A 26,032-nucleotide genomic window follows, 5' to 3' on the forward strand; every position below is an offset into this window, starting at 1 on the left:
CCGCCCCTGAGCCGCACCCCTAATCCGCCGGCCAGGTGAGGCGCAGCTCCTCCGGCGAGCGATGGATCATCGTCGGCCGCATGGTGCCCGGATGGCCGTCCGCGAGTCGCAGCCCCGGCAGTCGCCGGGTGAACTCCTCGACCGTGATGCGGAGTTGTTCGCGCGCCAGCTGGGCGCCGACGCAGGCGTGCGCGCCGAAGCCGAAGCCGAGGTGGCGGGCGGGCGCGGACCGGGTGATGTCGAACGTGTCGGGGCGGGGGTGCCGCGAGGCATCACGGTTGGCCGCGCCGAAGGCCACGAACAGCTCGGCTCCGGCCGGGAGTTCGGTGCCGGCGAGGGTGACCGGCCGGGTGGTGACCCGGCGGAAGCCCTGCAGCGGGCCGTCGTGGCGCACCGCCTCCTCCACCGCCGCCGGGATCAGCTCGGGCTGCTCGCGGAGCAGTTCCCACTGCTCCCGGTGGCCGAGCAGGTGCAGGAGGGTGGTGCCGATCAGCGCGGTCGTGGTCAGGTGCCCGGCGATCAGCAGGTTCTGCAGATGCGCCACGGCCTCGTGCCGCTGCTCCAGGGGGAGTTCGGCGTGGCCGGGTTCGGCCACGGAGGCGACGATCTCCGTGCACAGGTCCGCACGGGGGCGCGTGTAGCGGTCGCGGGCGCAGCGGTCGAGGACGTGCTGCATGGCGACGACGTCCTGCGCGGCGGCGATCTGCTCGGCCTCCGGCAGCGGCCGGAACAGCAGCTCCTCGGCGCGGTGCCCGCCGTGCACGACGAGGGGCACGTCGGCGGGGTCGAGGCCGACGATCCGCCCGATGACATCACCTGGCAGCCGCCTGGCGTAGGCCGCCATCAGCTCCACCCCGCCGTCCTTGGCGAACCCGTCGACGAGCGCGGCGGCGCGCTCACGGGCGTACGGTACGGTCGCCGCGACCCGGGCGGGGGACAGCGCGCGCACCAGCGGGGCGCGCAGCCGCTGGTGCAGCTCGCCGTCCGAGGTGACCACCACCGGCCCCGCGCCGAAGCCGCCGGCAAGGACCGCGAGCGCGGCGGGCGAGGGCATGACGTCGGGCCGTAACGCGTTCGCCGACGAGAACTCCTCGGTACGGCGCAGGACTTCTCGTACGTCCGCGTCCCGGGCGACCAGCCAGGCGGCCAGCTCGGGCACGTGGACGAGCCCCTCCGCCGCCCGCGCCCGTGCGTAGAGCGGATAGGGCTCACGCATCAAGTCGTCGAGCCTGTCGTGCAGTTCGCGTTCCATGAGACGCCCCCCGGGACGACGACGGCGGTACGGACCGCGCTCATGGTGCCGTACCGCCGCGCCGCCACGACAGGGGCTGTGCGCAGTCCCGTCAGAAGACGACCCACCAGCCTTCGCGGGCCGCCTGCTGGGCCGTGTAGGACACCCCGTGCGCCTTGAGGCCGGCCGCGTCGAGGAGGGTGACCTCACCGCCGTGGTTGCCCAGCTGGGCACCGTTGGTCAGCGGTACGGCGAGGGTGGCGCCGGGGGCGAGCGGACCGGCCGGCAGCGGGGATGCCTGGCCGATGCGGTCCAGGAGGCGCCAGCCGGTGACGTCGACCGGGGCGGGAGAGGCGTTGAGGAGGGTGACCGTCTCGTGCTCGGGGACCGGGCCGGCCGGGTTGACCAGCGCGGCGACGATCCGCACCGGCTGGTCGCCGGGGGCGGGACGGGAGATGTCGACGCCGGGCAGGGTGTGGCCGGTGACGTCGTCGGTGTGCCAGCCCTGGCTCTGGAAGGCGAGGAAGATCCCGACCCAGCGCTCCTGGCCCTGGCCGTCGCCGGGGAAGCGGATGAGCAGTCCGCCGTCCTGCCAGACCCCGTCGTCGCTGGTGAAGCGGCCGCTGTTGCCCTGGTTCATATGGATGTCGTGGACGCCGTTGCCGGGCAGGAAGCCGAACACCTTGTCCTTGACAGTGGGTTCGGGGCCGAAGCGCTCACCGAAGACGTACAGCCGGGCGTCCGGGTCGTCGACCGCCCGCCGTACGTAGTGGTCCAGGAGGTCGGCCAGGTCGTTGTCGGGGCCGCTCGCGTCCGCGGGCAGGGTGCGCATATGGGACGGGTCGAACAGGTTGCCGCGCACGAAGTCGAGGTTCGGTCCGCCGGGCCCGGGCGGCAGGGTGTTCCAGCCGCTCGTCAGCCCGTCCAGGCGGGCCGTGATCGGGTGCTTCAGGTCGTCGTCGACGAGGTAGAGCAGATCGGCGGGCTTCTGCTGCGAGAGGACGTTGACCGCGGCCCGGTAGTGGACGCCGTGGTCGTCCGTGAGGTGGATCTGGTAGTGCGGGGTGTCGGCGGCGCCTTCGCGCCGGGTGCCGACAGCCCGCGTGATCAGTACGCCATAGGTCTTCAACGGCATGATGACCAACTCCCCGTGAAAGCGGGCGGTTTGCCCGCCATGACGGAAATCGTAGGGTGCCCCGGCCGGTACCGGCCGGCGTTGGACGAATCTGTGGGTGCTGTCTGTCGGTCCTGACTGACGGTCCTGTGAACACGCCGGAGCACGCCCCGTTTCCGGTGGCCGGTTCCCTACGATCGTGCCGTGGTCAACTTCCTCCTCCAACGCACGGCCCCGCTGCCGATCGACGAGGCGTGGCGTCGGCTCACGGAGTGGTCCCGGCACGCCGACGTGGTCCCGCTGACCCGGATCACCGTGCTCACCGATCCCCCGACCCACGAGGGCACGGTCTTCGTGGCGCGTTCCGGTCTCGGACCCCTCTCCTTCGAGGATCCCATGGAGGTGACCGTCTGGCATCCGCCGCAGGACGGCGGCTCCGGCCGGTGCCGCCTCGTCAAGCACGGCCGGGTCGTGCTCGGCTGGGCGGAACTGCAGGTGCACCCGGGACCCGGCGGCCGTACCCGGGTGGTCTGGCGCGAGGAACTGCGGATCCGGGGGCTGCCGTCGGCGCTGGACCCGCTGGTGTACCGGACCTCCCGGGCGGTGTTCGGGCGGGCCGTCAACGCACTGCTCCGGCAGCCCTGAGCGCGGCACCGTACGGCCGCCGGCCCCTTGGCAGAGCCCGGCCGCACGATGGACAGTGGCCCTCCGGTGCCGAACGGTCACCGTGGGTCGACGTGGCCGGGGAGGCTCGGGGGTGGCGCTCTACTCGCCCGGGGAAGTGAAGCTGTTGCGGGAGGCCGGGCACCCGCGCGGGTGGGCTCGCGGGGAGGTGCTGATGCGGGAGGGCGAGGAGGCCGACTTCGTCGTCCTGCTCACCGGCGGGCTGGTGAAGGCGACGGTCGACTCGGCCAACGGCTACACCAGCCTGCTCGCCCTGCGCGGCCCCGGTGAACTCCTCGGCGAACTCGCCTGCATAGACGGCGGACCCCGGGGCGCGACGGTCACCGCGATGCGCCGCACGGAGGGCGTGGTGGTGACCTCGGACGCCTTCGTACGGCTCCTGGAGCGCGACTCCGGCCTCTGTCTGTCGGTACTGCGCAGTGTCGTGGGCCGGTTACGGGACTCCGACGGGCTGCGCGCCGAACAGGGCGCCCGCACCACCCGGGCTCGGGTCGCCGGCCTCCTTGTGAAGCTCGCCGTCCAGTACGGCTCGGCCGCGCCGGAGACGCTCCCCGGCGCCGTCTCCGTCCAGGTCAACCAGCGTGAACTGGCCGCCGCCACCGGGGCGTCCAGGGAGTCGGTGGTGCGCTGTCTGCGGGCCATGCAGCAGGAGGGCCTGGTGGCGACGCGCCGCGGCCGCACCGTCGTACTCGACCTGGCCGGATTACGGCGCTGGGCCGAGGAGTGACCCGCCCCGCTTGCACCTCTGATGCATGAGAACGGAACTCCCGGCGCCGAATGCGTCATTTGACGCTGTAAGACGGCCGACGAGACGCTTCCATCGTCCCCTGGCGCCCGGACCGGTACGGCAATCGGGGGAACGGACCGGGCGCTCCGCACAATGCCGGCTTGGCCACCGGGGGGAGGCTAGGCCACCGACCCGATCCGCCCCGTCGGGGCCGGTGTCACGTCGTGGTGGATCGGGGTGTGTGCGCCTGTCAGGGAGAGACCGGTGCCGCCGCGGCGGTTGGCGACGATCTCGGCGGCGATCGACAGGGCCGTCTCCTCGGGGGTGCGGGCACCGAGGTCGAGACCGATCGGCGACCTCAGGCGGGCCAGCTCCAATTCCGTGACGCCGACGTCCCGGAGTCGCTCGTTGCGGTCCAGGTGGGTGCGGCGGGAGCCCATCGCGCCGACGTACGCCACCGGAAGGCGGAGGGCGAGCCGGAGCAACGGGACGTCGAACTTGGCGTCGTGGGTGAGGACGCACAGGACCGTGCGGGCGTCGACCTGCGTCCGCTCCAGGTACTTGTGCGGCCACTCCACGACGATCTCGTCCGCCTCGGGAAAGCGGGCCTTCGTGGCGAACACGGGGCGCGCGTCGCACACCGTCACGTGGTAGTTCAGGAACTTGCCGACGCGGACCAGCGCCGACGCGAAGTCGATCGCGCCGAAGACGATCATCCGGGGCGGCGGGACGGACGACTCGACCAGTACCGTGAGCGGTGCTCCGCAGCGCGATCCCTGCTCTCCGATCTCCAGGGTCCCGGTGCGGCCCGCGTCCAGGAAGGCGATCGCCTCGGCGGCGACCGTGCGGTCCAGTTCGGGGTGGGCTCCGAAGCCGCCCGCGCAGGAGCCGTCGGCGTCCACGAGGAGGGCACGGCCCAGCAGTTCCTGCGGCCCGGTGACGATCCGCGCGACCGCAGCCGCCTCCCCACGCGCCGCGGCGGCCAGCGCGGCCGCGACCACCGGCCGGGCGGGAGCGTCCGCCCGGACCGGGGTGACGAGGATGTCGATGACTCCGCCACAGGTCAGGCCGACGGCGAAGGCGTCCTCGTCGCTGTACCCGAAGCGCTCCAGGACGGTCTCGCCGTCCTCCAGCGCCTGCCGGCACAGCTCGTAGACGGCGCCCTCCACGCAACCGCCGGAGACCGAGCCGACGGCGATGCCGTCGGCGTCGACCGCGAGGGCCGCGCCGGGCTGGCGCGGGGCGCTGCCGCCGACGGCCACCACCGTGGCCACGGCGAAGTCACGGCCCTCGGCGACCCACCGGTTCAGCTCCTCGGCGATGTCCAGCATCTCTCGGTCTCCTCGAACGGCGGTTGCTCGGATGGTCTTGCTCGGCTCGGCTAACGCGCGCCCAGCCAGCTCTCAATGGGATGGAGGGCGAAATAGACCAGGAAGATCCCTGTCAGGCCCCACATGAAGGCCCCGATTTCCCTGGCCCTGCCCTGAGCTGCCTTGATGGCGGTGTACGAGATCACGCCGGCGGCCACTCCGGTGGTGATGGTGTAGGTGAACGGCATCAGAACGACCGTCAGGAACACCGGAACGGCGGTGGCCCGGTCGGCCCAGTCCACGTGCCGGGCGTTCGCCAGCATCATCGCGCCGATGACCACCAGGGCGGCGGAGGCGACCTCCTGCGGGACGATCGCGGTGAGCGGGGTGAAGAAGAGACAGGCCGCGAAGAACAGGCCGGTGATGACGGAGGCGAGACCGGTACGGGCCCCTTCGCCGACGCCGGTGGCCGACTCGATGAAGACGGTCTGGCCGGAGCCGCCGGCCACCCCGCCGATCGCACCGCCCGCGCCGTCGATCAGCAGCGCCTTGGACAGCCCCGGCATCCGGCCCCTGTCGTCGGCCAGCCCGGCCTCCGTGCCGACGCCGATGATGGTGGCCATCGCGTCGAAGAACCCGGCGAGCACCAGGGTGAAGACGATCATCGCGACCGTCATCGCGCCGACCTTGCCCCAGCCGCCGAACTCGACGTGCCCGAAGAGCGAGAAGTCGGGCATGGAGACGGCGGAGCCGTGCAGTGCGGGGGCGGCCCCACTGGCCCACTGCTTGGGATCGATGACTCCGAGGCCGTTCAGTACGGCCGCCACGACCGTGCCGCCGATGATGCCGATCAGGATGGCGCCCGGGACGTTCCGCGCCTGCAGCATGAAGATCAGCAGCAGGGTACCGGCGAAGAGCAGCACGGGCCAGCCGGCGAGTTCGCCCGCGGGACCGAGGGTGACCGGGGTGGCCTTGCCCTGGTGCACGAAGCCGGACTTGTAGAAGCCGATGAGGGCGATGAACAGGCCGATGCCCATGGTGATGCCGTGCTTGAGCGCGAGCGGAATCGCGTTCATGATCATCTCGCGTAGGCCGGTGACGACGAGCAGCATGATGACGACGCCGTACATCACGCACATGCCCATCGCCTGCGGCCAGGTCATCTGCGGGGCGACCTGGGAGGACAGGACTCCGGAGACGGAGAGGCCGGCGGCGAGCGCGAGCGGCACCTTGCCGACGAAGCCCATCAGCAGCGTGGTGAAGGCCGCGGCGAACGCGGTCGCCGTGATGAGCGCCTTCTGGCCGAGCGTGTCGCCGGCCGCGTCCTTGCCGGACAGGATCAGGGGGTTGAGCAGGAGGATGTACGCCATCGCCATGAAGGTGGTGACGCCGCCGCGCACTTCACGCACGACGCTCGATCCCCGCTGGGATATGTGGAAGTACCGGTCGAGCCAGGACCGTCCGGCCGGGACGCGGGTGCCTGCTCCCGCGTCCTCGGGTGTGGTCCTGGGCTCCAGTGACTGCTGGGCCATGGTGCCGTCTCCCAAGGTTCAAAGGGGGTTGGGATGTGCACGACCCGGGGGACGGCCCGAGACGAACGGGGGTACTCACTTGCCGGCCGGCGCCGGGGTGGCCGTGGATCGATCAGTTGCCCGGCGCCGGGGGTGCGGCGTTACGACATCGCCGCTCAGGCGTTGCCCGTCAGGTGCTCCGGGCGTACCGGAGTCCTGTTCAGCTCCAGGCCCGTCGCGTCGCGGATCGCCGCGAGGACGGCCGGAGTCGAGGACAACGTCGGTGCTTCGCCGATGCCGCGCAGCCCGTACGGCGCGTGGTCGTCGGCGAGTTCGAGGACGTCGACCGGGATGGTCGGCGTGTCGAGGATGGTCGGGATCAGGTAGTCGGTGAAGGAGGGGTTCCTGACCTTGGCCGTCTTCGGGTCGACGATGATCTCCTCCATCACCGCGATGCCCAGGCCCTGGGTGGTGCCGCCCTGGATCTGGCCGACGACGGAGAGCGGGTTGAGCGCCTTGCCGACGTCCTGGGCGCAGGCCAGCTCGATCACCTTGACCAGGCCCAGCTCGGTGTCCACCTCGACGACCGCGCGGTGCGCGGCGAAGCTGTACTGGACATGGCCGTTGCCCTGCCCGGTGTGCAGGTCGAAGGGGACGGTCGGCCGGTGCCGCCACTCCGCCTCGATCTCCACGGCCTCGTCGCCGAGGACGTCGACGAGATCGGCGAGCACCTCGCCGGCGTCGGTGACGACCTTGCCGCCCTCCAGGAGCAGTTCGGCGGTCGCCCAGGCCGGGTGGTACGTACCGAACTTGCGCCGGCCCAGCTCCAGGACCTTCTCCCGGACCAGTTCGCAGGAGTTGCGCACGGCGCCGCCGGTGACGTACGTCTGCCGGGAGGCCGAGGTCGAACCCGCCGAGCCCACCTCTGTGTTGGCCGGGTGGATGGTCACCTGGGCGACGCCCAGCTCGGTGCGGGCGATCTGCGCATGGACGGTGACCCCGCCCTGGCCGACCTCCGCCATGGCCGTGTGCACGGTGGCGACGGGCTCACCGCCGACCACCTCCATCCGCACACGCGCGGTCGAGTAGTCGTCGAAGCCCTCGGAGAAGCCGACGTTCTTGATGCCGACCGCGTAGCCGATGCCGCGTACGACGCCCTCGCCGTGGGTGGTGTTGGACAGGCCGCCGGGCAGCTGCCGTACGTCGGCGCCCTCGCTGCTCTCCCACTGCCGCTCGGGCGGCAGGGGCATCGCCTTGACGCGGCGCAGGAGTTCGGCGACCGGGGCGGGCGAGTCCACCGGCTGGCCGGTCGGCATGACGGTGCCCTGCTCCATGGCGTTCAGCTTCCTGAACTCCACCGGGTCCATGCCGAGTTGCGCGGCCACCTTGTCCATCTGCGCCTCGTAGGCGAAGCACGCCTGGACCGCGCCGAAGCCGCGCATCGCGCCGCAGGGCGGGTTGTTGGTGTAGAGGGCGATGGCCTCGATCTCGACGTCGTCGACGACGTAGGGGCCGATGCCGAGCGAGGAGGCGTTGCCGACAACGGCCGGGGAGGCGGAGGCGTACGCGCCGCCGTCGAGGACGATCCGGCACTTGACGTGCGTCAACTTGCCTTCGCGGGTGGCCCCGTGTTCGTAGTAGAGGCGGGCGGGGTGGCGGTGGACATGCCCGAAGAAGGACTCGAAGCGGTTGTAGACGATCTTCACGGGCTTGCCGGTGCGCAGCGCCAGCAGGCAGGCGTGGATCTGCATCGACAGGTCCTCGCGGCCGCCGAACGCGCCGCCGACGCCGGCCAGCGTCATCCGTACCTTCTCCGGCGGCAGGCCGAGCACGGGCGCGATCTGGCGAAGGTCGCTGTGCAGCCACTGGGTGGCGATGTAGAGGTGGACGCCGCCGTCCTCCTCGGGCACCGCGAGGCCGGACTCGGGGCCGAGGAAGGCCTGGTCCTGCATGCCGAAGTAGTACTCGCCCTTGACGATGACATCGGCCTTCTTGGCGGCCTCGTCGGCGTCGCCGCGGATGATCGGCTGGCGGTGGACGATGTTCGGGTGCGAGACGTGGCCGATGTGGTGGTCGTCGCGGTTCTCGTGGACGAGGACCGCGTCCGGCGCGGTGGCGGAGGCCTCGTCGGTGATCACCGGGAGCTCCCGGTACTCGACCTTGATCTTCGCGGCCGCGCGGCGGGCGGTCTCCGGGTGGTCGGCAGCGACGATGGCGACCGGCTCGCCGTGGTGGCGCACCTTGCCGTGCGCGAGGACCGGGGTGTCCTGGATCTCCAGGCCGTAGTTCTTCACCTCGGTGGGGAGGTCGTCGTACGTCATGACGGCGTAGACACCGGGCTGGGCGAGGGCCTCGCTGGTGTCGATCGACACGATCTCGGCGTGCGCGACTGTCGAGCGCAGGATCTGGCCCCAGAGCATGTCCTCGTGCCACATGTCCGACGAGTACGCGAACTCGCCGGTGACCTTGAGGATGCCGTCCGGGCGGAGCATGGACTCGCCGATGCCGCCCCGGGTCTGCGAACCCTGGGTGATCTTCGTGGGAGCGCCGTTGGTGGGCATCCGGCTCAGACCGCCTCTCCCTGCCGGGCGGCCGCGAGGCGGACCGCGTCCATGATCTTCTCGTAGCCGGTGCAGCGGCACAGGTTGCCCGACAGCGCCTCGCGGATGTCCGCGTCGGTCGGGTTGGGGTTGTGCTCCAGCATCTCGTCGGCGGCGACCAGCAGACCCGGGGTGCAGAAGCCGCACTGGACGGCACCCGCGTCGATGAACGCCTGCTGGACCGGGGAGAGTTCGGTGCCCTCGCCGGTCTGGGAGTCATGCCCCTTGGCCGCCCACCGTTTGGCCTCGTCGAGCGAGGTCCCGCAGGAGGTGCCGCACGCGCGCTCCTTGGCGTACTCCGCGAGCCCCTCCACGGTGACGACCTCACGGCCCTCCACCTGGCCCGCAGCGACCAGGCACGAACACACGGGGACGCCGTCCAGCCGGACGGTGCAGGACCCGCACTCCCCTTGCTCGCAGGCGTTCTTGGAGCCGGGCAGGCCGAGGCGCTCCCGCAACACATACAGCAGGGACTCGCCCTCCCAGACGTCGTCGGCTTCCTGCGGGCGTCCGTTGACGGTGAAGTTGACGCGCATCAGGCGACACTCCCCTTCTGCTGAGTGGTGCCGCGGTACGACTCCCAGGTCCAGGTGAGCGTCCGGCGGGCCATCACGCCGACCGCGTGGCGGCGGTAGCTCGCGGTGCCCCGGACGTCGTCGATCGGGTTGCAGGCGGCGGCGCACAGGTCCGCGAACTGCTTGGCGACCGACGGGGTGATGATCTTGCCGTTGTCCCAGAAGCCGCCCTCGTCGAGCGCAGCGTTCAGGAAGTCCTCGGCGATCCTGGCGCGCACCGGCGTGGGGGCGGCCGAGCCGATCCCCGTACGCACGGTCCGCGTCTGCGGGTGCAGGGCGAGCCCGAAGGCGCACACGGCGATGACCATGGCGTTGCGGGTGCCGACCTTGGAGTACTGCTGCGGGCCGTCGGCCTTCTTCACATGGACCGCGCGGATCAGCTCGTCGGGGGCGAGCGCGTTGCGCTTCACGCCGGTGTAGAAGTCGTCGATGGGGATGAGCCGGGTGCCGCGCACCGACTCGGCCTCGACCTCGGCGCCCGCCGCGAGCAGCGCAGGGTGGGCGTCGCCGGCCGGGGAGGCGGTGCCGAGGTTGCCGCCGACGCCGCCGCGGTTGCGGATCTGCGGGGAGGCGACCGTGTGCGAGGCGAGGGCCAGGCCCGGCAGCTCGGCGCGCAGGTTCTCCATGATCCGGGTGTACGGCACGGAGGCGCCCAGCCGTACGCTCTCCTCGCCGACCTCCCATTCGTAGAGATCTCCGACGCGGTTGAGGTCGAGGAGGTACTCGGGCCGGCGGTGGTCGAAGTTGATCTCGACCATCACATCGGTGCCGCCCGCGATCGGCACTGCGGTGGGGTGCTCGGCCTTGGCGGCGAGCGCCTCCTCCCAGCTGGCGGGGCGAAGGAAGTCCATGACCGGCTCTCTTCTCCGTCTCGTTGAGTCACGTGAGTCGTGCGGATTGAGCCAATCCGTGTGCGGCGGGCGCGGCTCGTTCATGTCCTGTTTACGCGGGACGAGGTCAGTACACCGCCCCGTACTCCAGCGGGGTCAGTCACCGAAACCATGAAGGAGTTGGCTGGCCAGCACGGCCATCTTGTAGATTCGTATGAACGGAGGTCATCAGTAACCTCCTGGTTTTCCAGTGGAAACGCTGGAAACGCCCTGGCGACCGCCGGTCGCGGTCCGGCAGCCCCCGGTCACGGCCTGCGGATCCGCGCACCGGAGCGCCTCTTCCGAGACCCTTCAAGATTCATCGTAGATTTCGAGACACAGAACGGCGGCGACGAGATGCGGCTGCGCGCACTGCTGGACACCGATGCGCTGGGCCTGCGGCTGCTCGGCGGCGAGGACGAGCTGGACCGTACCGTGCGCGGGGTCATGACCACCGATCTGCGCGACCCCAGCCGCTACCTCTCGGGCGGCGAGCTGGTGCTGACGGGCCTGGCCTGGCGCCGGGACGCGGCGGACTCCGAACCGTTCGTACGACTGCTCGTGCAGGCCGGGGTGGCGGCGCTGGCGGCCGGCGAGGCCGAGCTGGGCGACGTCCCGGAGGACCTGGTCGTGGCCTGCGCCCGGCACCGTCTGCCCCTCTTCGCGGTACACGAGTCGGTGGCGTTCGCGACGATCACCGAGCATGTCGTACGGCAGGTCAGCGGCGAGCGCGCCGGGGACCTGGCGGCCGTCGTCGACCGGCACCGCCGGATGATGACCTCGGGTCCGGCGGGCGGCGGCCCGGACGTGGTCCTGGACCTGCTCGGCTCCGACCTGGACCTGCGCGCCTGGGTGCTGTCCCCGACGGGCCGCCTGATCGCGGGCTCCAAGGTGTCGGGGCCCGCGCTGCCCGCCGACGTCTGCGCCGGGCTGGCCGCCGAGCACCTCGCCGCCACCCGCACCGGCCGCCGCGGCCCGCACCGCGTCCTGGTCGGCGCCACGGCCTACTCCCTCTTCCCGATCCGCTGGGGGCACCGCCCGGCGGTAGCTGGGGGAGGCCGCTCCTCGCAGGGCGCGCGGGACGTGCGCGAGACGGTCCTGTCGGACTGGCTGCTCGCGGTCGAGGCCGACGCCGGCGACTGGCCCGAGGAGCGGCTCGACCTGCTCCAGGGGGTCACCCAGCTGATCGCGGTGGAGCGCGACCGCCGCGACGCGGCCCGCACGGTACGGCGCCGGCTGGCCCAGGAGGTCCTCGAACTGGTGCAGACGGGCGCGGCGCCCGCCGAGATCGCCGCCCGGCTGCGGGTCGCCGCACCCGTGCTGCTGCCGGGCCTGGGCGCCGCCCCGCACTGGCAGGTGGTCGTGGCCCGCGTCGAATGGGACGGCGGGGAGGTCGAGGGCGGCCCGGTCGCCCAGTCCCTCCTGGAGGAGATCCTGGTCGACCCGCTGGCCACCGGCCCGGAGCCCTCCGACCGCATAGCGGTCGCCCACACCGGCGACGAGGCGATCGCCCTCGTCCCGCTGCCCGCCGTCTCCACCGAGCACGACGGCTCCGACTCCGGTATCCACGCCGATGTGCTCCTGGAGTCCGTACGGGACCCGCTGTCGGCGGGCCTCGACGGCGACGGCCGGGTCACTCTCGGTGTCAGCGCGGCCGTGCACTCGGCGGAGGGGCTGCGCGGCGCCCTGGAGGAGGCCCGGCACGCCCGCCGGGTGGCCGCCGCCCGTCCCGGCCGGGTCTGCGCGGCCGGCCACCAGGAACTGGCCTCACACGTCCTCCTGCTCCCCTTCGTCCCCGACGACGTCCGCCGCGCCTTCACCGCCCGCCTGCTGGACCCCCTGCGCGACTACGACCGCCGCCACCGTGCCGAACTGATCCCCACTCTGGAGGCGTTCCTGGAGTCCGACGGCTCCTGGACCCGCTGCGCCACCCGCCTCCACCTGCACGTCAACACGCTGCGCTATCGCGTGGGGAGGATCGAGCAGTTGACGGGCCGGGACCTGTCCCGGCTGGAGGACAAGCTCGATTTCTTCTTGGCGTTGCGGATGAGCTGAGGTCACGCGGGCCTGCGACCGGTCCGCGCCAAGTGCCGTCGCCGTCCCACGACTTTGTGAAATTATTCACCCACCCTCTTGGCCCCGCGCGGCGATCAATGCTGGAATGCCGCCACCACTTCACTGCTCGACGGCGCGCTAGGGGAGGGCAACGTGGCGTATTCCGCCATGTCTGGGAACGGAACGAACACCGGTGACGATCCGCTCCAGACCGCGGTGTGGCGGCTGCGCTCGCGGGCCTGCTGGGCCGACGCGGCGGCCCTGCTGCCGTCGGACACAGCGACGTACTCCCTGCAGCGGGCCGGGCTGATGGTCGAGCGGTGTCTGTACACCGAGCGGGGCTGGGAAGAGGCCGAGGACGCGCTGCGGACGGCTGAGGCGCAGGCCCGCACCGACGAGGAGCGGGGGGCGGCCGCCTGCGAGCGCGGCCAACTCGCCTACGCGGCAACGCTGCACGGGGTACGGGACCGGGCCGACGAGGCGCGCGCCGCGCTCGGGAGGGCGGCGGCGCTGATCCCGCCGGGGGCACCGGACAGGGCGCTGCTCGACTTCCGCCGGGGCCTGCTGGCGGAGAACCTGACCCGCTCCCCACAGGCGGCCCGCGCCGCCTACCGCCGCGCACACGCCGCCGCCACGGCCCACGCCGATCCGCTGCTGCTGTCCTTCACCTGGCGCCACCTGGCCGGACTGGCCCTACGGGAAGGCGAGTTGAGCGAGGCACGGCACGGCTTCGCCGAGTCGCTGCGGATCCGGGAGGAGCTGGGCTATCTGGTGGGTACGGCACCGGCGCTGGCGTCCCTGGCCGACGCGGAGTCGGAGCCGGAGGCCTCGCGGCTGCGGGAGGAGGCGGGGCGGCTGTTCCGGCTGCTGGGGGGTGTCCCGACCTGGCTGGCACGGCAGCTGACGCCGCCCACCCCGGGAGCGGCGACCGCCTGAGACCCGCCTCAGAGGAAACTGAGAGTTGGCTGTGCCAGTGTGACGCGCCTCGACCACCCTTTCAGGAGCGCTTTCGCCATGAGCACTGTCAACGGACTGCCGGCCCATGTCCTGCTGGTCCACATCGTCGTCGTCCTGGTCCCGCTGACCGCCCTCGCCCTGGTGGCGGCCGCGCTGTGGCCGCGCGTCGCCCGGCGGCTCGGCGTACTGCTGCCCGCACTGGCCCTGGTCGCCCTGGTCAGCGTGCCGCTGACGACCCAGGCCGGCGAGTGGCTGGAACGGCATGTGACCGAGGACTCCCTGGTCCGCCGGCACACCGAGCTGGGCGACGGACTGCTGCCGTGGGCGCTGGGTCTGTTCGTACTGGCCACGGTCGTGTGGTGGGCGACCCGGCGCGGCGGGCAGGAGCAGGACCGCAACGGGGGCGGACGCCTGTCGTCCCTTCCGGTGCGGATCGTGGTGGGCGTGCTGTCGGTGGCCGTGGCGGCCGGTGCGGTCGTCGACGTCTACCGCATAGGCGACTCCGGCGCGAAGGCCGCGTGGCACGACGCGTACGACAAGACGGCGGCGCAGGGGAACTGAGCCGCCTTGGCCGGGTGCGGGCGGGTGGGGGCTGGGGTGCGGGCGGGGACGCTTACCGGCGCTTGCAGGGTGCCGTCGCGCCCACCCGTGCCGCCCTGGGCTCCCCCCTCTGAGGGAGGCACGACTGCCCGCAGCTGGAACTAAGAGATACGGCTGTGAAGCGCCCCTTCAGGGGCGCGGGGAACTGCGCGACCAGCCACGACGGACCCGCACCCGGCACCCGATCCGCACCCCTCCGGCGATGCCCTGTCGGCCCTTCTCACCTCGCGTCGGCGAAATGCCCGGTCACCAACGCCCGCACCGCATCCAACTCCCCCGCGATCAACGCCTCCAGCAACGCCGAGTGCTCCGCCGCGTCCGACATCAGATCCGCCCGGACTCCACGCAACGGCAGCGCCCGCCTGTGCAGGTCCTCCGCGATCTGCACCAGCTGCTCGTTGCCCGCAAGGGCCAGCACCGCCCGGTGGAACGCCCTGTCGGCCTCCGCATAGGTCGCCCGGGACCCGGTCGCCGCCACCCGCACCGACTCCTCGGCCAGCGGCCGCAACGCGGCCCACCGCTCGGCCGGCACATTGCGCGCGAGCCGCATCATCACCGGCACCTCGATCAGCGCCCGCACCTCGGCCAGCTCGGCGAGCTCCCGCGCCCCCCGCTCCACGACCCGGAACCCGCGGTTGGGCACGACCTCGACCGCGCCCTCCAGGGCCAGCTGCTGCATGGCCTCGCGCACGGGCGTCGCGGAGACCCCGAACCGCTCCCCCAGCGCCGGCGCCGAGTACACCTCGCCCGGTGCCAGCTCACCGCTCACCAGTGCCGTACGCAGCGCGTCGAGTATCTGTCCCCGCACGGACGCCCGCTGCACGGCCGGCCTCGGCTGCGGGATCGGCCGCTCACTGTGCGTATGCTCGCCCCGGGCCGACGGCGCACCGGCGGCGTATCCGGACCCCCTGGCCGCCGTCTCCTCGGACCGCGTCTGCGCCGGCACCCTGGCCGTCTCGGCGGGAGCCGCGTGCGCGTCGTGCTTCACGGGTCCTCCTCCGGGTCGTCGGCACTTGGGTCATTAACGGCGGGTTGTTACTTGTCCGTCAAGCACCTTAGGCGCACAAGGCGATAGTTCAAATTTCCGAACAGATGGGTAAGGTAAGGCTTACTTATCTCGCAGCCGGCCCGGCAGTCCGATCGGTGGTAGCCCATGACGTCCCCCGTCTCCGCCGCCTACGCCCGCCTCACCGAGGCCTGCTCCGGGCTGGCGGTCACGGAACTGGGGCCGGACGGGACGGCACCCCGGGGCGACGGGTGGATCGGCGCCGCCGAGCTCGCGGCGGGCGGTCCCGCCCTGGACGCCTTCCTCGCCTGGGACGAGGACCAGGTGCTGCGGGACTACGGACAGCGGGCACGCCCGGACGTGGTGGCGAGCCTCGGCCTGCACCGGTACGCCTGGCCCGCCTGTCTCCTGATCACCGTCCCGTGGTTCCTGCACCGCCGGGTTCCGCGGCTGCCCGTGACCCATGTCTCCTACGACCGCACGGCCGGCCGGATGGCCGTACGCGTCGCGTCGTTCGCCTGCCTCCCGGGCGACCCGGCGGCGGCGCTGCCCGGCGCCGTCGTCGTCGCCGACGAGGAGGCGCTGCGGGCCAAGGTGCGGTCAGCCGTCGCCGAGCACCTGGAACCGGTCCTGGGCGGCTTCGGCCCGCGGATGCGGCGGCGCGGGCGCGCACTGTGGGGCATGGCGACGGACGAGATCGTCGAGGGGCTCTGGTACGTCGCCCATCTGCTCGACGACGAGGACCGGGCCGTACGCGAACTCGAACGGCTCCTCCCCGGCGCCACCCAGCCGTACGTCGGCTCGGCGGCCTTCCGCACGCTGACCGGTCCGGCCGGGGAACCGCTGCCCACCCGGGACCGGGTGAGCTGTTGCATGTTCTACACCGTGCGCCCCTCGGACACCTGCCCAACCTGCCCGCGGACCTGCGACGACGACCGGATCGTCAAACTCGCGGCAGCCGCGGCGGCCTGAGACGCCCTCAGGACGGCCCCGGGACGTGCCCCGAGGCCGGAGCACCGTACGGCATCCACTAAGATCACCGTTGGCGAGGTCACTCCTGCGTCGACAGTGAATTCACAACTTCCTCACTTGTCGCAGGAACTTTCCGAGGAACCACCCGTATGGGTAGTCTTACTCGAACTCAACTCCGCCCCCTCATGCGGCAGTTCGAGCAGAATGCCGCCCTGGGGCATCCCCTTGCACTTCCTTGGCGGCCTCTTGCCCCGAAACCCCCTGAGGGCCGCTGGGATTGGGCCACTATGGCGGGCGATACGCCCTATCCCAATGCAAGGGACCCCTAGATGAGACTGACCGACATATCGCTGAACTGGCTGCTTCCCGGCGCCGTACTGCTCCTGGGCATGCTGGTCGCGGTGGCGGTGCTGACGCGCTCCAAGCGGTCCGGCGGGGAGCACGCGAAGGACGACTCGTGGGAGCGCAGCGAGGAGCGGCGTCGACGCAAGGAGGCCATCTACGCCACCGCCTCCTACGTGCTCCTGTTCTGCTGTGCGGCGGTGTCCGCCGCACTCTCCTTCCATGGACTGGTCGGCTTCGGCCAGCAGAACCTCAACCTGAGCGGCGGCTGGGAGTACCTCGTGCCGTTCGGCCTGGACGGCGCGGCGATGTTCTGCTCCGTCCTCGCGGTGCGCGAGGCCAGCCACGGCGACGCGGCGCTCGGCTCCCGGATCCTCGTTTGGACGTTCGCGGGCGCGTCCGCCTGGTTCAACTGGGTGCACGCGCCCCGGGGCGGCGGCCACGCCGGTGCTCCGCAGTTCTTCTCCGGCATGTCGCTCTCGGCCGCCGTCCTCTTCGACCGCGCGCTGAAGCAGACCCGCAAGGCCGCCCTGCGTGAGCAGGGTCTGGTGCCGCGTCCGCTGCCGCAGATCCGTATCGTGCGCTGGCTGCGTGCCCCTCGCGAGACCTACAAGGCCTGGTCGCTGATGCTGCTGGAGGGCGTGCGCTCCCTGGACGAGGCGGTCGACGAGGTACGCGAGGACAAGCGGCAGAGCGAGCAGAACCGCCTGCGCCGCCGCGAGCAGGAACGTCTGGAGCGGGCCCAGCTCAAGGCCATAAGCCGCGGCCACCGTGGCTTCGCCGGGCGCCTCGGCCGTCAGGACGAAGTGCACCAGGTCGAGCGCGCGCCCTCCCAGGCCGCTGCGGAGCCTGCCATATCGGCGCCGGAACTGCCCGTACGCTCTCGGCCCTCCCTTCAGCCGGTCCGCAAAGGGTCTGACCCGATCACGGTCGACCTGACCGCGGAGGACGACACAATGGCGCTGCCGCGGCTCGACTCGCTGGAGCGCAAGCTCAAGGACCTTGAGCAGCAGTTCGGTTAAGCACCGGCTGCCGTACGACACCTCGGGACGGGGGCGTGACCTTGAAGGTCACGCCCCCGTCCCGTCGTATACGGAAAATACGGGGAGGCGGCTACGCGGCCTCCGCGTCCAGTTCGAACCACACCGACTTGCCGACCTCGTGCGCCTGTACGCCCCACGCGTCCGCGAGGGAGTCGACCAGCACCATGCCCCGGCCGTGCGTGCCGTCGCCGCTGCCCGGTACACACACGCGCGGCCGACGGGCCACGAAGTCCCTTACTTCCACCCGTAGCTGGCTCGGACCGACGACGGCCGTCAGCACGGCCTCGCGGTCGGTGTGGACGAGTGCGTTGGTGACGAGTTCGCTGGTGAGCAGTTCCGCTATCTCGGAGCGGCCGGGTTTCCCCCAGTGCCGCAGCAGTTCCCGCAGTTCCCTGCGGGCCTCGGGCACCGCCCGCAGATCCGCCCGCCCCAGCCGGCGACTCAGCTGCGACGGGTGTCCCCGTTCCGTCGTGTCGGTCTCTTCCCCCGCCGTCTTCGCCGAGGAGGCCCCGATGGCCACGGGACCGCCCCCTCGTGCCTGACTCTTCATGACCCCCGCCCGCACGCTGTTGCCGGATCCCCTCCTGATCGAACACGTTCACGGGGATCCATGCCCGCTCGGGCACGGGCCAGTCATGTCACGGAGATGACGCCGGGGTGTTCGGCCATGTCCCGCGCGCGCCCCGGCTCGTACGTCGTCTCCCGGACCGTCCCGTACGCGCCAACGGTGCCGCGGACCAGGCGTGAAACAGCCCCTCGCGCACCCCCCGGAGCTGTTTCACGCGGTCAGCGGCACCGTCGAAGCTGGCCGAAAACCCGCCCTGCCGGCTACTTGCCCCCGAGACCCGTGGTGCCGATGTGAATGATCTTGTGGGTGCGGCGGTTCATGTCGACGACCACCTTCGTGGAGCTGTTGCTGCCCCAGGTGAAGGTGATGACGGCCTCGGTGTAGTTCGCCGTGCCGTTGTCCGTGACCTTCCACTTGAGCGGGGTGTTCTGGGCGCGCAGCACCCCGTCCGCGTGCTCGCGGTTCTCCCAGGCCGTCAGCTTCTTCAGATAGGTCGGGTCGATGTAGTACGCGCGCAGGGCGGTGGCCAGGTGGCTGCCGGTGTCCGGGTCGCTCTCGGCGTCGATGTAGGCGCCGTAGAAGTCGGCGATGCGGGTGATGTTGTCGGCGGGGGAGCCGCTGACGGTGCGCGGTGAGCCGGCCGAGGCCTGGGCGGTGGCGCCGAGCCCGAGGGCGACGGCGAGGACGCCGGCGGCGAGGGCGGCGCGGGTCTTGCTGCTCATGTCTGTTCCCCGTGTTCTGTGTGTGCTGTGCGAGTGGGTTGCCGCGACTCGGCCGACTGGTCGGTCCGGCCCTGGTCGGTGCGACACCAGAAGCATCGGCGGTCGCCTGCGCCGATCGCAACGGACAGCGCCCGTTCCGCCGCCCTGGAACCATCCCAGCCCCGTTGACGTGCAGGTATATGAGTGCCTGGGATGGGGACGACCGGGGGAAGGTGCCCGTGCGCGACGATGTCGAGGAGTTCGCGGCGCTGCTGCGGCAGTTGAAGGACCGCACGGACCGGAGCTACGGCTCGCTGGCCCGCCGGCTCCACATGAACACCTCCACCCTGCACCGCTACTGCGCGGGCGACGCGGTGCCGCAGGACTTCGCTCCGGTGGAACGCCTGGCGGCGTTCTCCGGGGCGGCACCGGAGGAACGGCTCGAACTCCACGAGCGCTGGCTGCGCGCGGTGGCGGCACGTCAGCGACCGCGCACGGCGGCATCCGGACCGGACGGCCCGACAGCCCCGGAGAGGACCGGATCCGAAGAGGGGACCGGAGAGGAAACCGTAGAGACGGCAGAAGGGAAGGCGGAAGAGAAGGTCCGATCGAAACCGGACCCGGCGCCCGTCCCGCTCCCCTGGTACCGCCGTCGCCGCACCCTGGTCGCCGCCGCCGCGGGCGCCGTTCTCCTGGCGACGCTGGGCACCCTGGCCGCCCTCCCGGGCGACCGGCACACCGCCGACGCGGCATCCCGGTTGCCGGGGTCCGCCCCGACCACCGCCGCCGGCGGCCCCGAGCGCCACGGCACCTCGTCCACCGGCCCGTCGTCCAGCCCCACCTCACCCACACCGTCGTCGGGCGGCACGAAGCCCTCCTCCCCCGCCGATCCCGGCACCCCCACCTCGACCGCCGCCCCCCTCACCTGGACCGCCGACTCCCAGCTCTGGGAGCTGGGCTGCGACCACGACTACGTCATCGACAAGCAGCCGGCCCAGGTCCCGCCGCCGCCCGCCCCGCAGGACGCCGGCCCCTGGGCGGCCACCCAGAACGCGGTGCACGGCGGCAACACGATCGTGGACGTCTCCGTGCAGGGCCGTTCGTCCACGGCCGTGGTCCTGGAGGACCTGCGGGTGCGGGTCGTCGGCCGTACCACGCCCGCGCCCGGCATCGCCTACTCCATGGCCGACGGCTGCGGCGGCGGGCTCACCCCCCGCTACTTCGACGCGGACCTGGACAAGGACCGCCCCATCGCCCGCCCGGTCGCCGGTGAGGGCCCGGACGGGAAGACCGTCTCGACCATGCACCTGCCCTACCGGGTCTCCGCCACGGACCCGGAGGTGCTCCGCGTCACGGCGAACACGGCCGGCTGCGACTGCCGTTGGTACCTCGAACTCGACTGGTCGTCACAAGGCCGCTCCGGCACGGTCCGGATCGACGACCACGGCAGGCCGTTCCGCACCAGCTCCATCAAGGGCCTGAAGCACTACTGGTACGGCTCCGTGGACGGCGTCCGCCAGTGGGTGCCCGTCGACTGACCTACGGCCGTGGCACGTTGCGCAGATTGGAGCGGGCCATCTGGAGCATCCGGCCCACACCGCCGTCGAGCACCATCTTGGAGGCGGAGAGCGCGAAGCCGGTGACCATCTCGGCCTTGATCTTCGGCGGGATGGACAGCGCGTTGGGGTCGGTGACGACGTCCACCAGGGCCGGGCCCGGGTACTTGAAGGCGTCCCTGAGCGCGCCGGCCAGCTGCTTGGGCTTCTCGACCCGCACTCCCCAGGCACCGCAGGCACGCGCGACCCCGGCGAAGTCGGGGTTGGTGTTGGCGGTGCCGTACGCGGGCAGGCCCGCGACCAGCATCTCCAACTCGACCATGCTGAGTGCGGAGTTGTTGAAGAGGACCACCTTGACCGGCAGGTCGTACTGGACCAGGGTCAGGAAGTCGCCCATCAGCATGGCGAATCCGCCGTCCCCGGACATCGACACGACCTGCCGCCGCCGGTCGGTGAACTGGGCGCCGATGGCCATCGGCAGCGCGTTGGCCATCGAGCCGTGCGAGAAGGAACCGATCACGCGACGGCGGCCGTTGGGCGAGATGTAGCGGGCGGCCCAGACATTGCACATACCGGTATCGACCGTGAACACCGCGTCGTCGGCGGCGAGTTCGTCGAGGACCGAGGCCACATACTCCGGATGGATCGGGACGTGCTTCTCGACCTTCCTGGTGTAGGCCTTCACCACCCCCTCCAGCGCGTCCGCGTGTTTCCTGAGCATCCGGTCCAGGAACCGCCGGTTCTCCTTCGCCCGCACACGCGGCACCAGACAGCGCAGCGTCTCGCGCACATCGCCCCACACCGCCAGGTCGAGCCGGGAGCGGCGGCCGAGCACCTCGGGGCGGACGTCGACCTGGACGATCTGCACATCGTCGGGGAGGAAGGCGTTGTACGGGAAGTCGGTGCCGAGCAGGATCAGCAGGTCGCACTCGTGGGTGGCCTCGTAGGCGGCGCCGTAGCCGAGCAGCCCGCTCATGCCGACGTCGAACTCGTTGTCGTACTGGATCCACTCCTTGCCCCGCAGGGCATGGCCGACCGGTGACTTGATCCGCTCCGCCAGCTCCATGACCTCCGCGTGCGCCCCCGCCGTGCCGCTGCCGCAGAACAGCGTCACCTTGTCGGCCGCGTCGATCATCGCGACGAGCCTGTCCAGCTCGTCGTCGCCGGGGCGGACGGTGGGCCGTGAGGTGACGACGGCGGCCGAGGCGGTCTGTTCCGGGGCGGGCTGGTCGGCGATGTCACCCGGCAGGGACACCACGCTCACACCGCTGCGGCCGACCGCGTGCTGGATGGCGGTCTGGAGCAGCCGGGGCATCTGCTGGGGGCTGGAGATCAGTTCGCTGTAGTGACTGCACTCCTGGAAGAGCCGGTCCGGGTGGGTCTCCTGGAAGTAGCCGAGGCCGATCTCGCTGGAGGGGATGTGGGAGGCGAGGGCGAGGACCGGGGCCATGGAACGGTGGGCGTCGTAGAGACCGTTGATGAGATGCAGGTTGCCCGGGCCGCAGGAGCCGGCACAGGCCGCCAGCTTGCCGGTGATCTGCGCCTCGGCGCCGGCCGCGAAGGCGGCGGTCTCCTCGTGGCGGACGTGGATCCAGTCGATGGCGGAGTTGCGGCGGACGGCGTCGACGACGGGGTTGAGGCTGTCGCCGACGACCCCGTAGAGACGGCGTACTCCAGCGCGGACGAGGATGTCGACGAACTGCTCGGCGACGTTCTGCTTGGCCATGGCGGACGGGTGCCCCTTCTCTCCGGGCGGATACCTCCCATCCACGCACAGCGGCCGCCGTCACGCCTCCCAGACGGCCGCCGCCGTACGGTCGTCGGCGTAGCCCTTGACCCGGACCTGGGCGTCCGCGAGGAACGCGGCGAGGCCGGGCGGGGTACGGCCGGACCAGCGCCGGGCCAGGTAGGCGCAGAGCGCGGGCTCGCCGCGCAGCGGGTCGGCGAGGCCCGCGGTGCACATCACGAGGGCATCACCCGGGCGGGCTACCGAGGCCCGGAAGAGGAAGGGTTCACGGGGCGGCTCGGGGGCCGGTTCGAAGGGGCTCGGCGGGGTCGGGATGCCGAGGTCCATGGTGAGCCGGTCGCCCTCCGGGGTCTCGGCGGGCAGCGAGCCGAAGCCGACCACGGCCTCACCGGGGGTGTCGGTGTCGACGCGCGGTTCGATGTCCTGCCACTCGCCGTCCCGCAGCCGGAACAGTCCGCCCGTGCCGACGCCGAAGAAGACGCGGGTACGGCACTGGGGGTGGGCGGGGATGAGGAGGCAGCGCAGGCTGGCCGCGTACTCGTCGGGGGCGATGCCCTGTTCGGCGGCGCTGGCGCGGAGCTTGCCGAGGCTGCGGTCGGTGAGCCGGTGCAGCCCGGACTTGAGGTCGCCGCGCCGGGCGGCCTGGATGTCCGCGGTGAGCCGCTGGTGGCTGCGGCCCACGGCGCGGGCGATCCACTCGCACACCTCGGCGGCGGCCCGGTGCGCGCCAGGGGTGGCCCGGGCACCGGTGGCCATCGCGACGAGGACCAGGGCCTGGTCGCCGGACCCGAACCGGGCGGTGAGCAACGCGTCCCGGCGCGGTTCGCCCCGGTACCGGGCGGAGTCGCCGCGCTGCGAGACGGCCCGCAGGGTACAGGCCCCGTACCGGGCACCGTCCAGCACGGTGTCGGCGACCAGATCCTCCAGTTCGTCCGGGTCGGCGACGGGCAGAGCGGTGGGCTCCGCGTCGTAGGTGGGCGGCCCCGAGCCGACATACTCCACGGCGGAGAACGAGCCCCCAAGCGCGGAGAACGAGGCAACCGGGGCCGAGGACGGCACAGCCGGGGTGGCGGGCCAGGCGGCCGGGTCGGACGGCGAATCGACCGGGTCCGAGGACGAGATGGCCGGAGTGGAGGGCGAATCGACCGGGTCCGAGGACAGCGCGGCCGGGGTGGCGGGCCAGGCGGCCGGGTCGGACGGCGAATCGACCGGGTCCGAGGACGAGATGGCCGGAGTGGAGGGCCAGGCGGCAGGGGCCGAGGACGGCGCAGCCGGGGCCAAGGACGGCGTGGCCGGGGCCGAGGTCGGGGCGGATGGTGGGGCGACCGGGGGTGAGGGCGGCGGGAGGGTGGGTACGTCGGGGCGGGTTGTGGGGTGGGGGGGCGTCGTGGCCTCGTCCGTCGGCGGCAGGGCCTGGTCCTCCTCGTCCCACGGCCAGGACTGCGGGTCCGCCTCGGCGTCCTCGCCGGGCGCGCGCTGCGCGGGCACGGTCGGTGGTGACTGCCGGTCATGGTCGACCGGATCCTCGGCAACGCCCCGCCGTCCCGCCACCGTGTGCTTCGCCGACGCGAAACGGTCGTCCAGCGAATCGGGTGCGGCCGTGGGGCCGGTGTCCTCGGTGGAGTCGTCGTACAACTGCCCCCACCAGTCGTCCTCATGACGGGCGGGCCTACCCCCTGGCTGGCTCATGCCCCTAATTGTCCACCGCACGGGCCGGATGAAAACGGGGCATCCGGAAAATCCCGCACCCGACCTCGTATCGAACGGCGCATCGAGTGACAGTCTGAACACCCGTACGAGGAAAGGGAATCGATGACACGCGTGGGACGGACGGCGCAGCTGACACGTGTGAGTCGCCGAGTGGTCCCACCCCCCACGGGAGAACCACCCGGCGACACCGGAGTGACCCGGCCCCAGATCCCCTACGCACGCGTCATGGGCCCGGGTCACCGTTCGCACGGCCGGACGCGGTGGCGTCGGCCGGAGGGCCAGATTGTGACGGGTGTTCCTGGCGAACAGCTGTGAATCACCCGTCGGATTCCCATCGACACGCGTATACGTGACGGGGGCCGGGTGGCCCGGGGCCGACCCGCACGGCACTCTGGGCAGATGGGAGCAGGGGAACTCCTGCTGGTCGGCCTGGTGCTGGTGCTCGGCCTGTGCGGAGTGATGGTGCCCGGCGTGCCGGGTTCGTGGCTGGTGTGGGCCGCGGTGCTGTGGTGGGCCCTGTACGACCCGCGCCCGCTGGCCTGGGCGGTCCTGGTCGGCTCCACCGTGGTGCTGCTGCTGTCGCTGGTGGTGCGCTGGGCGCTGCCGCCCCGCCGGCTGCGGGCGAGCGGCGCGACCCCCCGGATGCGCGTGTACGCCGGGCTCGGCGCCCTGCTCGGCTTCGTCCTCGTCCCCGTCGTCGGCGCGATCCCCGGCTTCACAGCCGGCGTCTACCTCCATGAACGCCTCCGGCTCGGCCGGCGCGCCGAGGCGACGGCCGCGCTGCGCACCACGATGAACGCGGGCGGCTCCAGCGTGCTGGCCGAGCTGTTCGCCTGTCTGCTGATCACGGCGGGCTGGCTGGTGGCGGTGGTCTGGGGCGGCTGACCGGCACCGGCCGTTCAGAACAGGTCGGCGAGCGGGACGGCGGCGGCCAGGGCGCTCATGCCGGCGTCATTGAAGTGCAGGTGGTCGCCGGGGTCGTAGGCGGGCCGGATGCGCTCCGGAAGCTCCGGATCGCGGACCACCGCGTCGAAGTCCACGTACGCGTCGAAGACCTGCCCGGAGCGGATCAGCGCGTTCACCTGTTGCCGTACGGCCTCCCGGGCCTCGGTGTAACCGCTGTAGCCGCCGTCCGGTGTGAGCGTCGCGCCGACGACCCGGATCCCGCGCGCATGGGCGCGGGCCACGATGGTCCGGTAGGCGCGCACGAAGTCACCGGGATCCGTCGCGTCCGGGGTGCCCTTGATGTCGTTGATGCCTTCGAGGACAACCAGGGTCCGGACGTCGGAACGGGCGACGGCGTCCGCGTCCAGCCGGTTGAGGGCGCCCGGTCCGCCGGTGCTGTCGGCCAGCAGGCGGTTGCCGGAGATCCCGGCGTTGAGGACGCCGAACCGGAGGGAGCGCAGCCGTTCGGCGAGCCGGTCGGGCCAGCGGTGGTTGGTGTCGGTCGAGGAGCCGTTGCCGTCGGTGAGGGAGTCGCCGAAGGCGACCACGCTGCCGTGGGCGTCGCCCCGTACGTCGACACCGGTGACGTAGTACCAGTGGTCGGTGGTCCGGGTGTACGCGGCTCCGGCCTCGTCGGCCGCCCGGCCCCCGCCGGCCGGGGCCAGGTAGCTGGTCTGGAGCGCGACACGGTGGAAGGTGGCCGGCCCGGAGTCGTCCGGGGTCTCCACGGTGACCAGCAGATCGGCGGCGGCCGGAACCACGAGCGGCACCGGATCACTGACCAGGTCCTGCCCTTCGGGTACGACGGCGGTGCCGGCCCCCCGGAAGGTGGCGATGCGCATCGAGCCCGGTACGGCGTCCGGGCCGTGGCCGTGTCGCAGGGCGACGGTGACCGCGCCGAGCCGGAGCGGGACGCTGCCGAACCGGTTGCTGATCTGCACGCGCACCGCGCTGCCGCCGAGGCTGAGGTGCACGACGTTGCGGAACGCGGCGCCGGGAACGGCGGGGCTGGTACCGGAGGGTGCGGCCTCCCAACTCCCGGTCCAGGGCGAGGGGTTGTCGTCGGCGCCGGCCCGCCCCGTCGTACCCACCAGCAACAGCAGCGTCACCGCGAGAACCCGCCCGACCTTGCCCATCCACACCCGCTTCCGTAGGCCCACTGGAGGGGAAGGTGACATACGGGGTCTGAGCCGGGCGGCAACTCGTCCG

At 72.0% G+C, this 26,032-nt stretch carries 22 protein-coding genes; 9 read left to right on the forward strand and 13 right to left on the reverse strand.

Translation table 11 applies throughout. The features are described from left to right. Positions 1-19: 19 nt before the first annotated feature. Both EDD90_RS12105 and EDD90_RS12110 read right to left on the reverse strand, forming a co-directional pair. Positions 20-1,252 (reverse strand): cytochrome P450, encoded by a 1,233-nt coding sequence (locus EDD90_RS12105; protein ID WP_123973012.1) that lies wholly within the window; start codon positions 1,250-1,252, stop codon positions 20-22. A 91-nt stretch (positions 1,253-1,343) separates the two neighbouring features. Beyond that, a complete protein-coding gene (locus tag EDD90_RS12110; RefSeq protein WP_123973013.1) occupies positions 1,344-2,366 on the reverse strand; it encodes a DUF2278 family protein in 1,023 nt (340 codons plus the stop codon). A 183-nt stretch (positions 2,367-2,549) separates the two neighbouring features. Between EDD90_RS12110 and EDD90_RS12115 the strand changes: the two genes are divergently transcribed. Together EDD90_RS12115 and EDD90_RS12120 are read left to right on the forward strand one after the other, a co-directional pair. Beyond that, a complete protein-coding gene (locus EDD90_RS12115) occupies positions 2,550-2,990 on the forward strand; it encodes an SRPBCC family protein (protein WP_123973014.1) in 441 nt (146 codons plus the stop codon). A 112-nt stretch (positions 2,991-3,102) separates the two neighbouring features. Then, positions 3,103-3,756, forward strand: coding sequence for a Crp/Fnr family transcriptional regulator (locus tag EDD90_RS12120; RefSeq protein WP_260327824.1), 654 nt, complete (start codon positions 3,103-3,105; stop codon positions 3,754-3,756). Positions 3,757-3,935: 179 nt separating this feature from the next. Here EDD90_RS12120 and EDD90_RS12125 read toward each other — a convergent pair whose 3' ends face one another. The 5 genes from EDD90_RS12125 to EDD90_RS12145 form a co-directional block, all read right to left on the reverse strand. Next, positions 3,936-5,087: an XdhC/CoxI family protein gene (locus EDD90_RS12125; RefSeq protein WP_123973015.1), complete on the reverse strand. Its 1,152-nt coding sequence runs from the start codon at positions 5,085-5,087 to the stop codon at positions 3,936-3,938. A gap of 50 nt (positions 5,088-5,137) precedes the next feature. Next, positions 5,138-6,598 carry an NCS2 family permease gene (locus EDD90_RS12130; RefSeq protein ID WP_123973016.1) on the reverse strand — a complete coding sequence of 487 codons (1,461 nt, stop codon included), beginning with the start codon at positions 6,596-6,598 and terminating at the stop codon, positions 5,138-5,140. 155 nt (positions 6,599-6,753) lie between these two features. After that, on the reverse strand, positions 6,754-9,138 hold the full coding sequence (locus tag EDD90_RS12135) for a xanthine dehydrogenase family protein molybdopterin-binding subunit (protein WP_123973017.1): 2,385 nt from the start codon (positions 9,136-9,138) through the stop codon (positions 6,754-6,756). 5 nt (positions 9,139-9,143) lie between these two features. Next, a complete protein-coding gene (locus tag EDD90_RS12140) occupies positions 9,144-9,713 on the reverse strand; it encodes a (2Fe-2S)-binding protein (RefSeq protein WP_123973018.1) in 570 nt (189 codons plus the stop codon). Further along, entirely contained in the window at positions 9,713-10,603 is an 891-nt protein-coding gene (locus EDD90_RS12145) for a xanthine dehydrogenase family protein subunit M (protein WP_123973019.1), read from the reverse strand. Before EDD90_RS12145 ends, EDD90_RS12140 begins: the two co-directional genes overlap by 1 nt. Positions 10,604-10,978: 375 nt before the next feature. Here EDD90_RS12145 and EDD90_RS12150 point away from each other — a divergent pair, with 375 nt between their 5' ends. The 3 genes from EDD90_RS12150 to EDD90_RS12160 all read left to right on the forward strand — a co-directional run bounded on the left by EDD90_RS12150 (position 10,979) and on the right by EDD90_RS12160 (position 14,194). Further along, positions 10,979-12,676 carry a PucR family transcriptional regulator ligand-binding domain-containing protein gene (locus EDD90_RS12150; RefSeq protein ID WP_123973020.1) on the forward strand — a complete coding sequence of 566 codons (1,698 nt, stop codon included), beginning with the start codon at positions 10,979-10,981 and terminating at the stop codon, positions 12,674-12,676. A gap of 168 nt (positions 12,677-12,844) precedes the next feature. Continuing rightward, a complete protein-coding gene (locus tag EDD90_RS12155) occupies positions 12,845-13,612 on the forward strand; it encodes a hypothetical protein (protein WP_185149051.1) in 768 nt (255 codons plus the stop codon). 78 nt (positions 13,613-13,690) lie between these two features. Then, positions 13,691-14,194 (forward strand): DUF2231 domain-containing protein, encoded by a 504-nt coding sequence (locus EDD90_RS12160; protein WP_123973022.1) that lies wholly within the window; start codon positions 13,691-13,693, stop codon positions 14,192-14,194. A 259-nt stretch (positions 14,195-14,453) separates the two neighbouring features. Here EDD90_RS12160 and EDD90_RS12165 read toward each other — a convergent pair whose 3' ends face one another. Next, positions 14,454-15,221, reverse strand: a complete 768-nt coding sequence (locus EDD90_RS12165; protein WP_123973023.1) for a GntR family transcriptional regulator — start codon at positions 15,219-15,221, stop codon at positions 14,454-14,456. 165 nt (positions 15,222-15,386) lie between these two features. Here EDD90_RS12165 and EDD90_RS12170 point away from each other — a divergent pair, with 165 nt between their 5' ends. Both EDD90_RS12170 and EDD90_RS12175 read left to right on the forward strand, forming a co-directional pair. After that, positions 15,387-16,211, forward strand: coding sequence for a (2Fe-2S)-binding protein (locus EDD90_RS12170; RefSeq protein WP_123973024.1), 825 nt, complete (start codon positions 15,387-15,389; stop codon positions 16,209-16,211). A 329-nt stretch (positions 16,212-16,540) separates the two neighbouring features. Then, on the forward strand, positions 16,541-17,575 hold the full coding sequence (locus tag EDD90_RS12175; protein WP_123973025.1) for a DUF2637 domain-containing protein: 1,035 nt from the start codon (positions 16,541-16,543) through the stop codon (positions 17,573-17,575). A gap of 91 nt (positions 17,576-17,666) precedes the next feature. On the opposite strand, the gene EDD90_RS12180 is transcribed toward EDD90_RS12175, so the two are convergent. Both EDD90_RS12180 and EDD90_RS12185 read right to left on the reverse strand, forming a co-directional pair. Next, positions 17,667-18,116 (reverse strand): ATP-binding protein, encoded by a 450-nt coding sequence (locus EDD90_RS12180; protein WP_123973026.1) that lies wholly within the window; start codon positions 18,114-18,116, stop codon positions 17,667-17,669. Between the two features lie 308 nt (positions 18,117-18,424). Beyond that, entirely contained in the window at positions 18,425-18,886 is a 462-nt protein-coding gene (locus tag EDD90_RS12185; protein ID WP_123973027.1) for a hypothetical protein, read from the reverse strand. 179 nt (positions 18,887-19,065) lie between these two features. Between EDD90_RS12185 and EDD90_RS12190 the strand changes: the two genes are divergently transcribed. Beyond that, positions 19,066-20,403 carry a helix-turn-helix transcriptional regulator gene (locus tag EDD90_RS12190; RefSeq protein WP_123973028.1) on the forward strand — a complete coding sequence of 446 codons (1,338 nt, stop codon included), beginning with the start codon at positions 19,066-19,068 and terminating at the stop codon, positions 20,401-20,403. Between the two features lies 1 nt (position 20,404). On the opposite strand, the gene EDD90_RS12195 is transcribed toward EDD90_RS12190, so the two are convergent. Together EDD90_RS12195 and EDD90_RS12200 are read right to left on the reverse strand one after the other, a co-directional pair. Further along, positions 20,405-22,147, reverse strand: a complete 1,743-nt coding sequence (locus EDD90_RS12195) for a pyruvate dehydrogenase (protein ID WP_123973029.1) — start codon at positions 22,145-22,147, stop codon at positions 20,405-20,407. Positions 22,148-22,207: 60 nt separating this feature from the next. Further along, the gene (locus tag EDD90_RS12200; protein WP_123973030.1) at positions 22,208-23,857 is read right to left on the reverse strand and encodes a protein phosphatase 2C domain-containing protein; all 1,650 of its coding nucleotides are present in this window, start codon (positions 23,855-23,857) and stop codon (positions 22,208-22,210) included. 420 nt (positions 23,858-24,277) lie between these two features. On the opposite strand from EDD90_RS12200, the gene EDD90_RS12205 reads away from it, so the two are divergent. Continuing rightward, positions 24,278-24,763: a DUF456 domain-containing protein gene (locus tag EDD90_RS12205; protein ID WP_123973031.1), complete on the forward strand. Its 486-nt coding sequence runs from the start codon at positions 24,278-24,280 to the stop codon at positions 24,761-24,763. A 14-nt stretch (positions 24,764-24,777) separates the two neighbouring features. On the opposite strand, the gene EDD90_RS12210 is transcribed toward EDD90_RS12205, so the two are convergent. Next, the gene (locus EDD90_RS12210) at positions 24,778-25,959 is read right to left on the reverse strand and encodes an SGNH/GDSL hydrolase family protein (protein ID WP_123981182.1); all 1,182 of its coding nucleotides are present in this window, start codon (positions 25,957-25,959) and stop codon (positions 24,778-24,780) included. Positions 25,960-26,032 lie beyond the last annotated feature (73 nt).

This window comes from Streptomyces sp. Ag109_O5-1 (assembly GCF_003814875.1).
GTDB lineage: Bacteria > Actinomycetota > Actinomycetes > Streptomycetales > Streptomycetaceae > Streptomyces > Streptomyces sasae.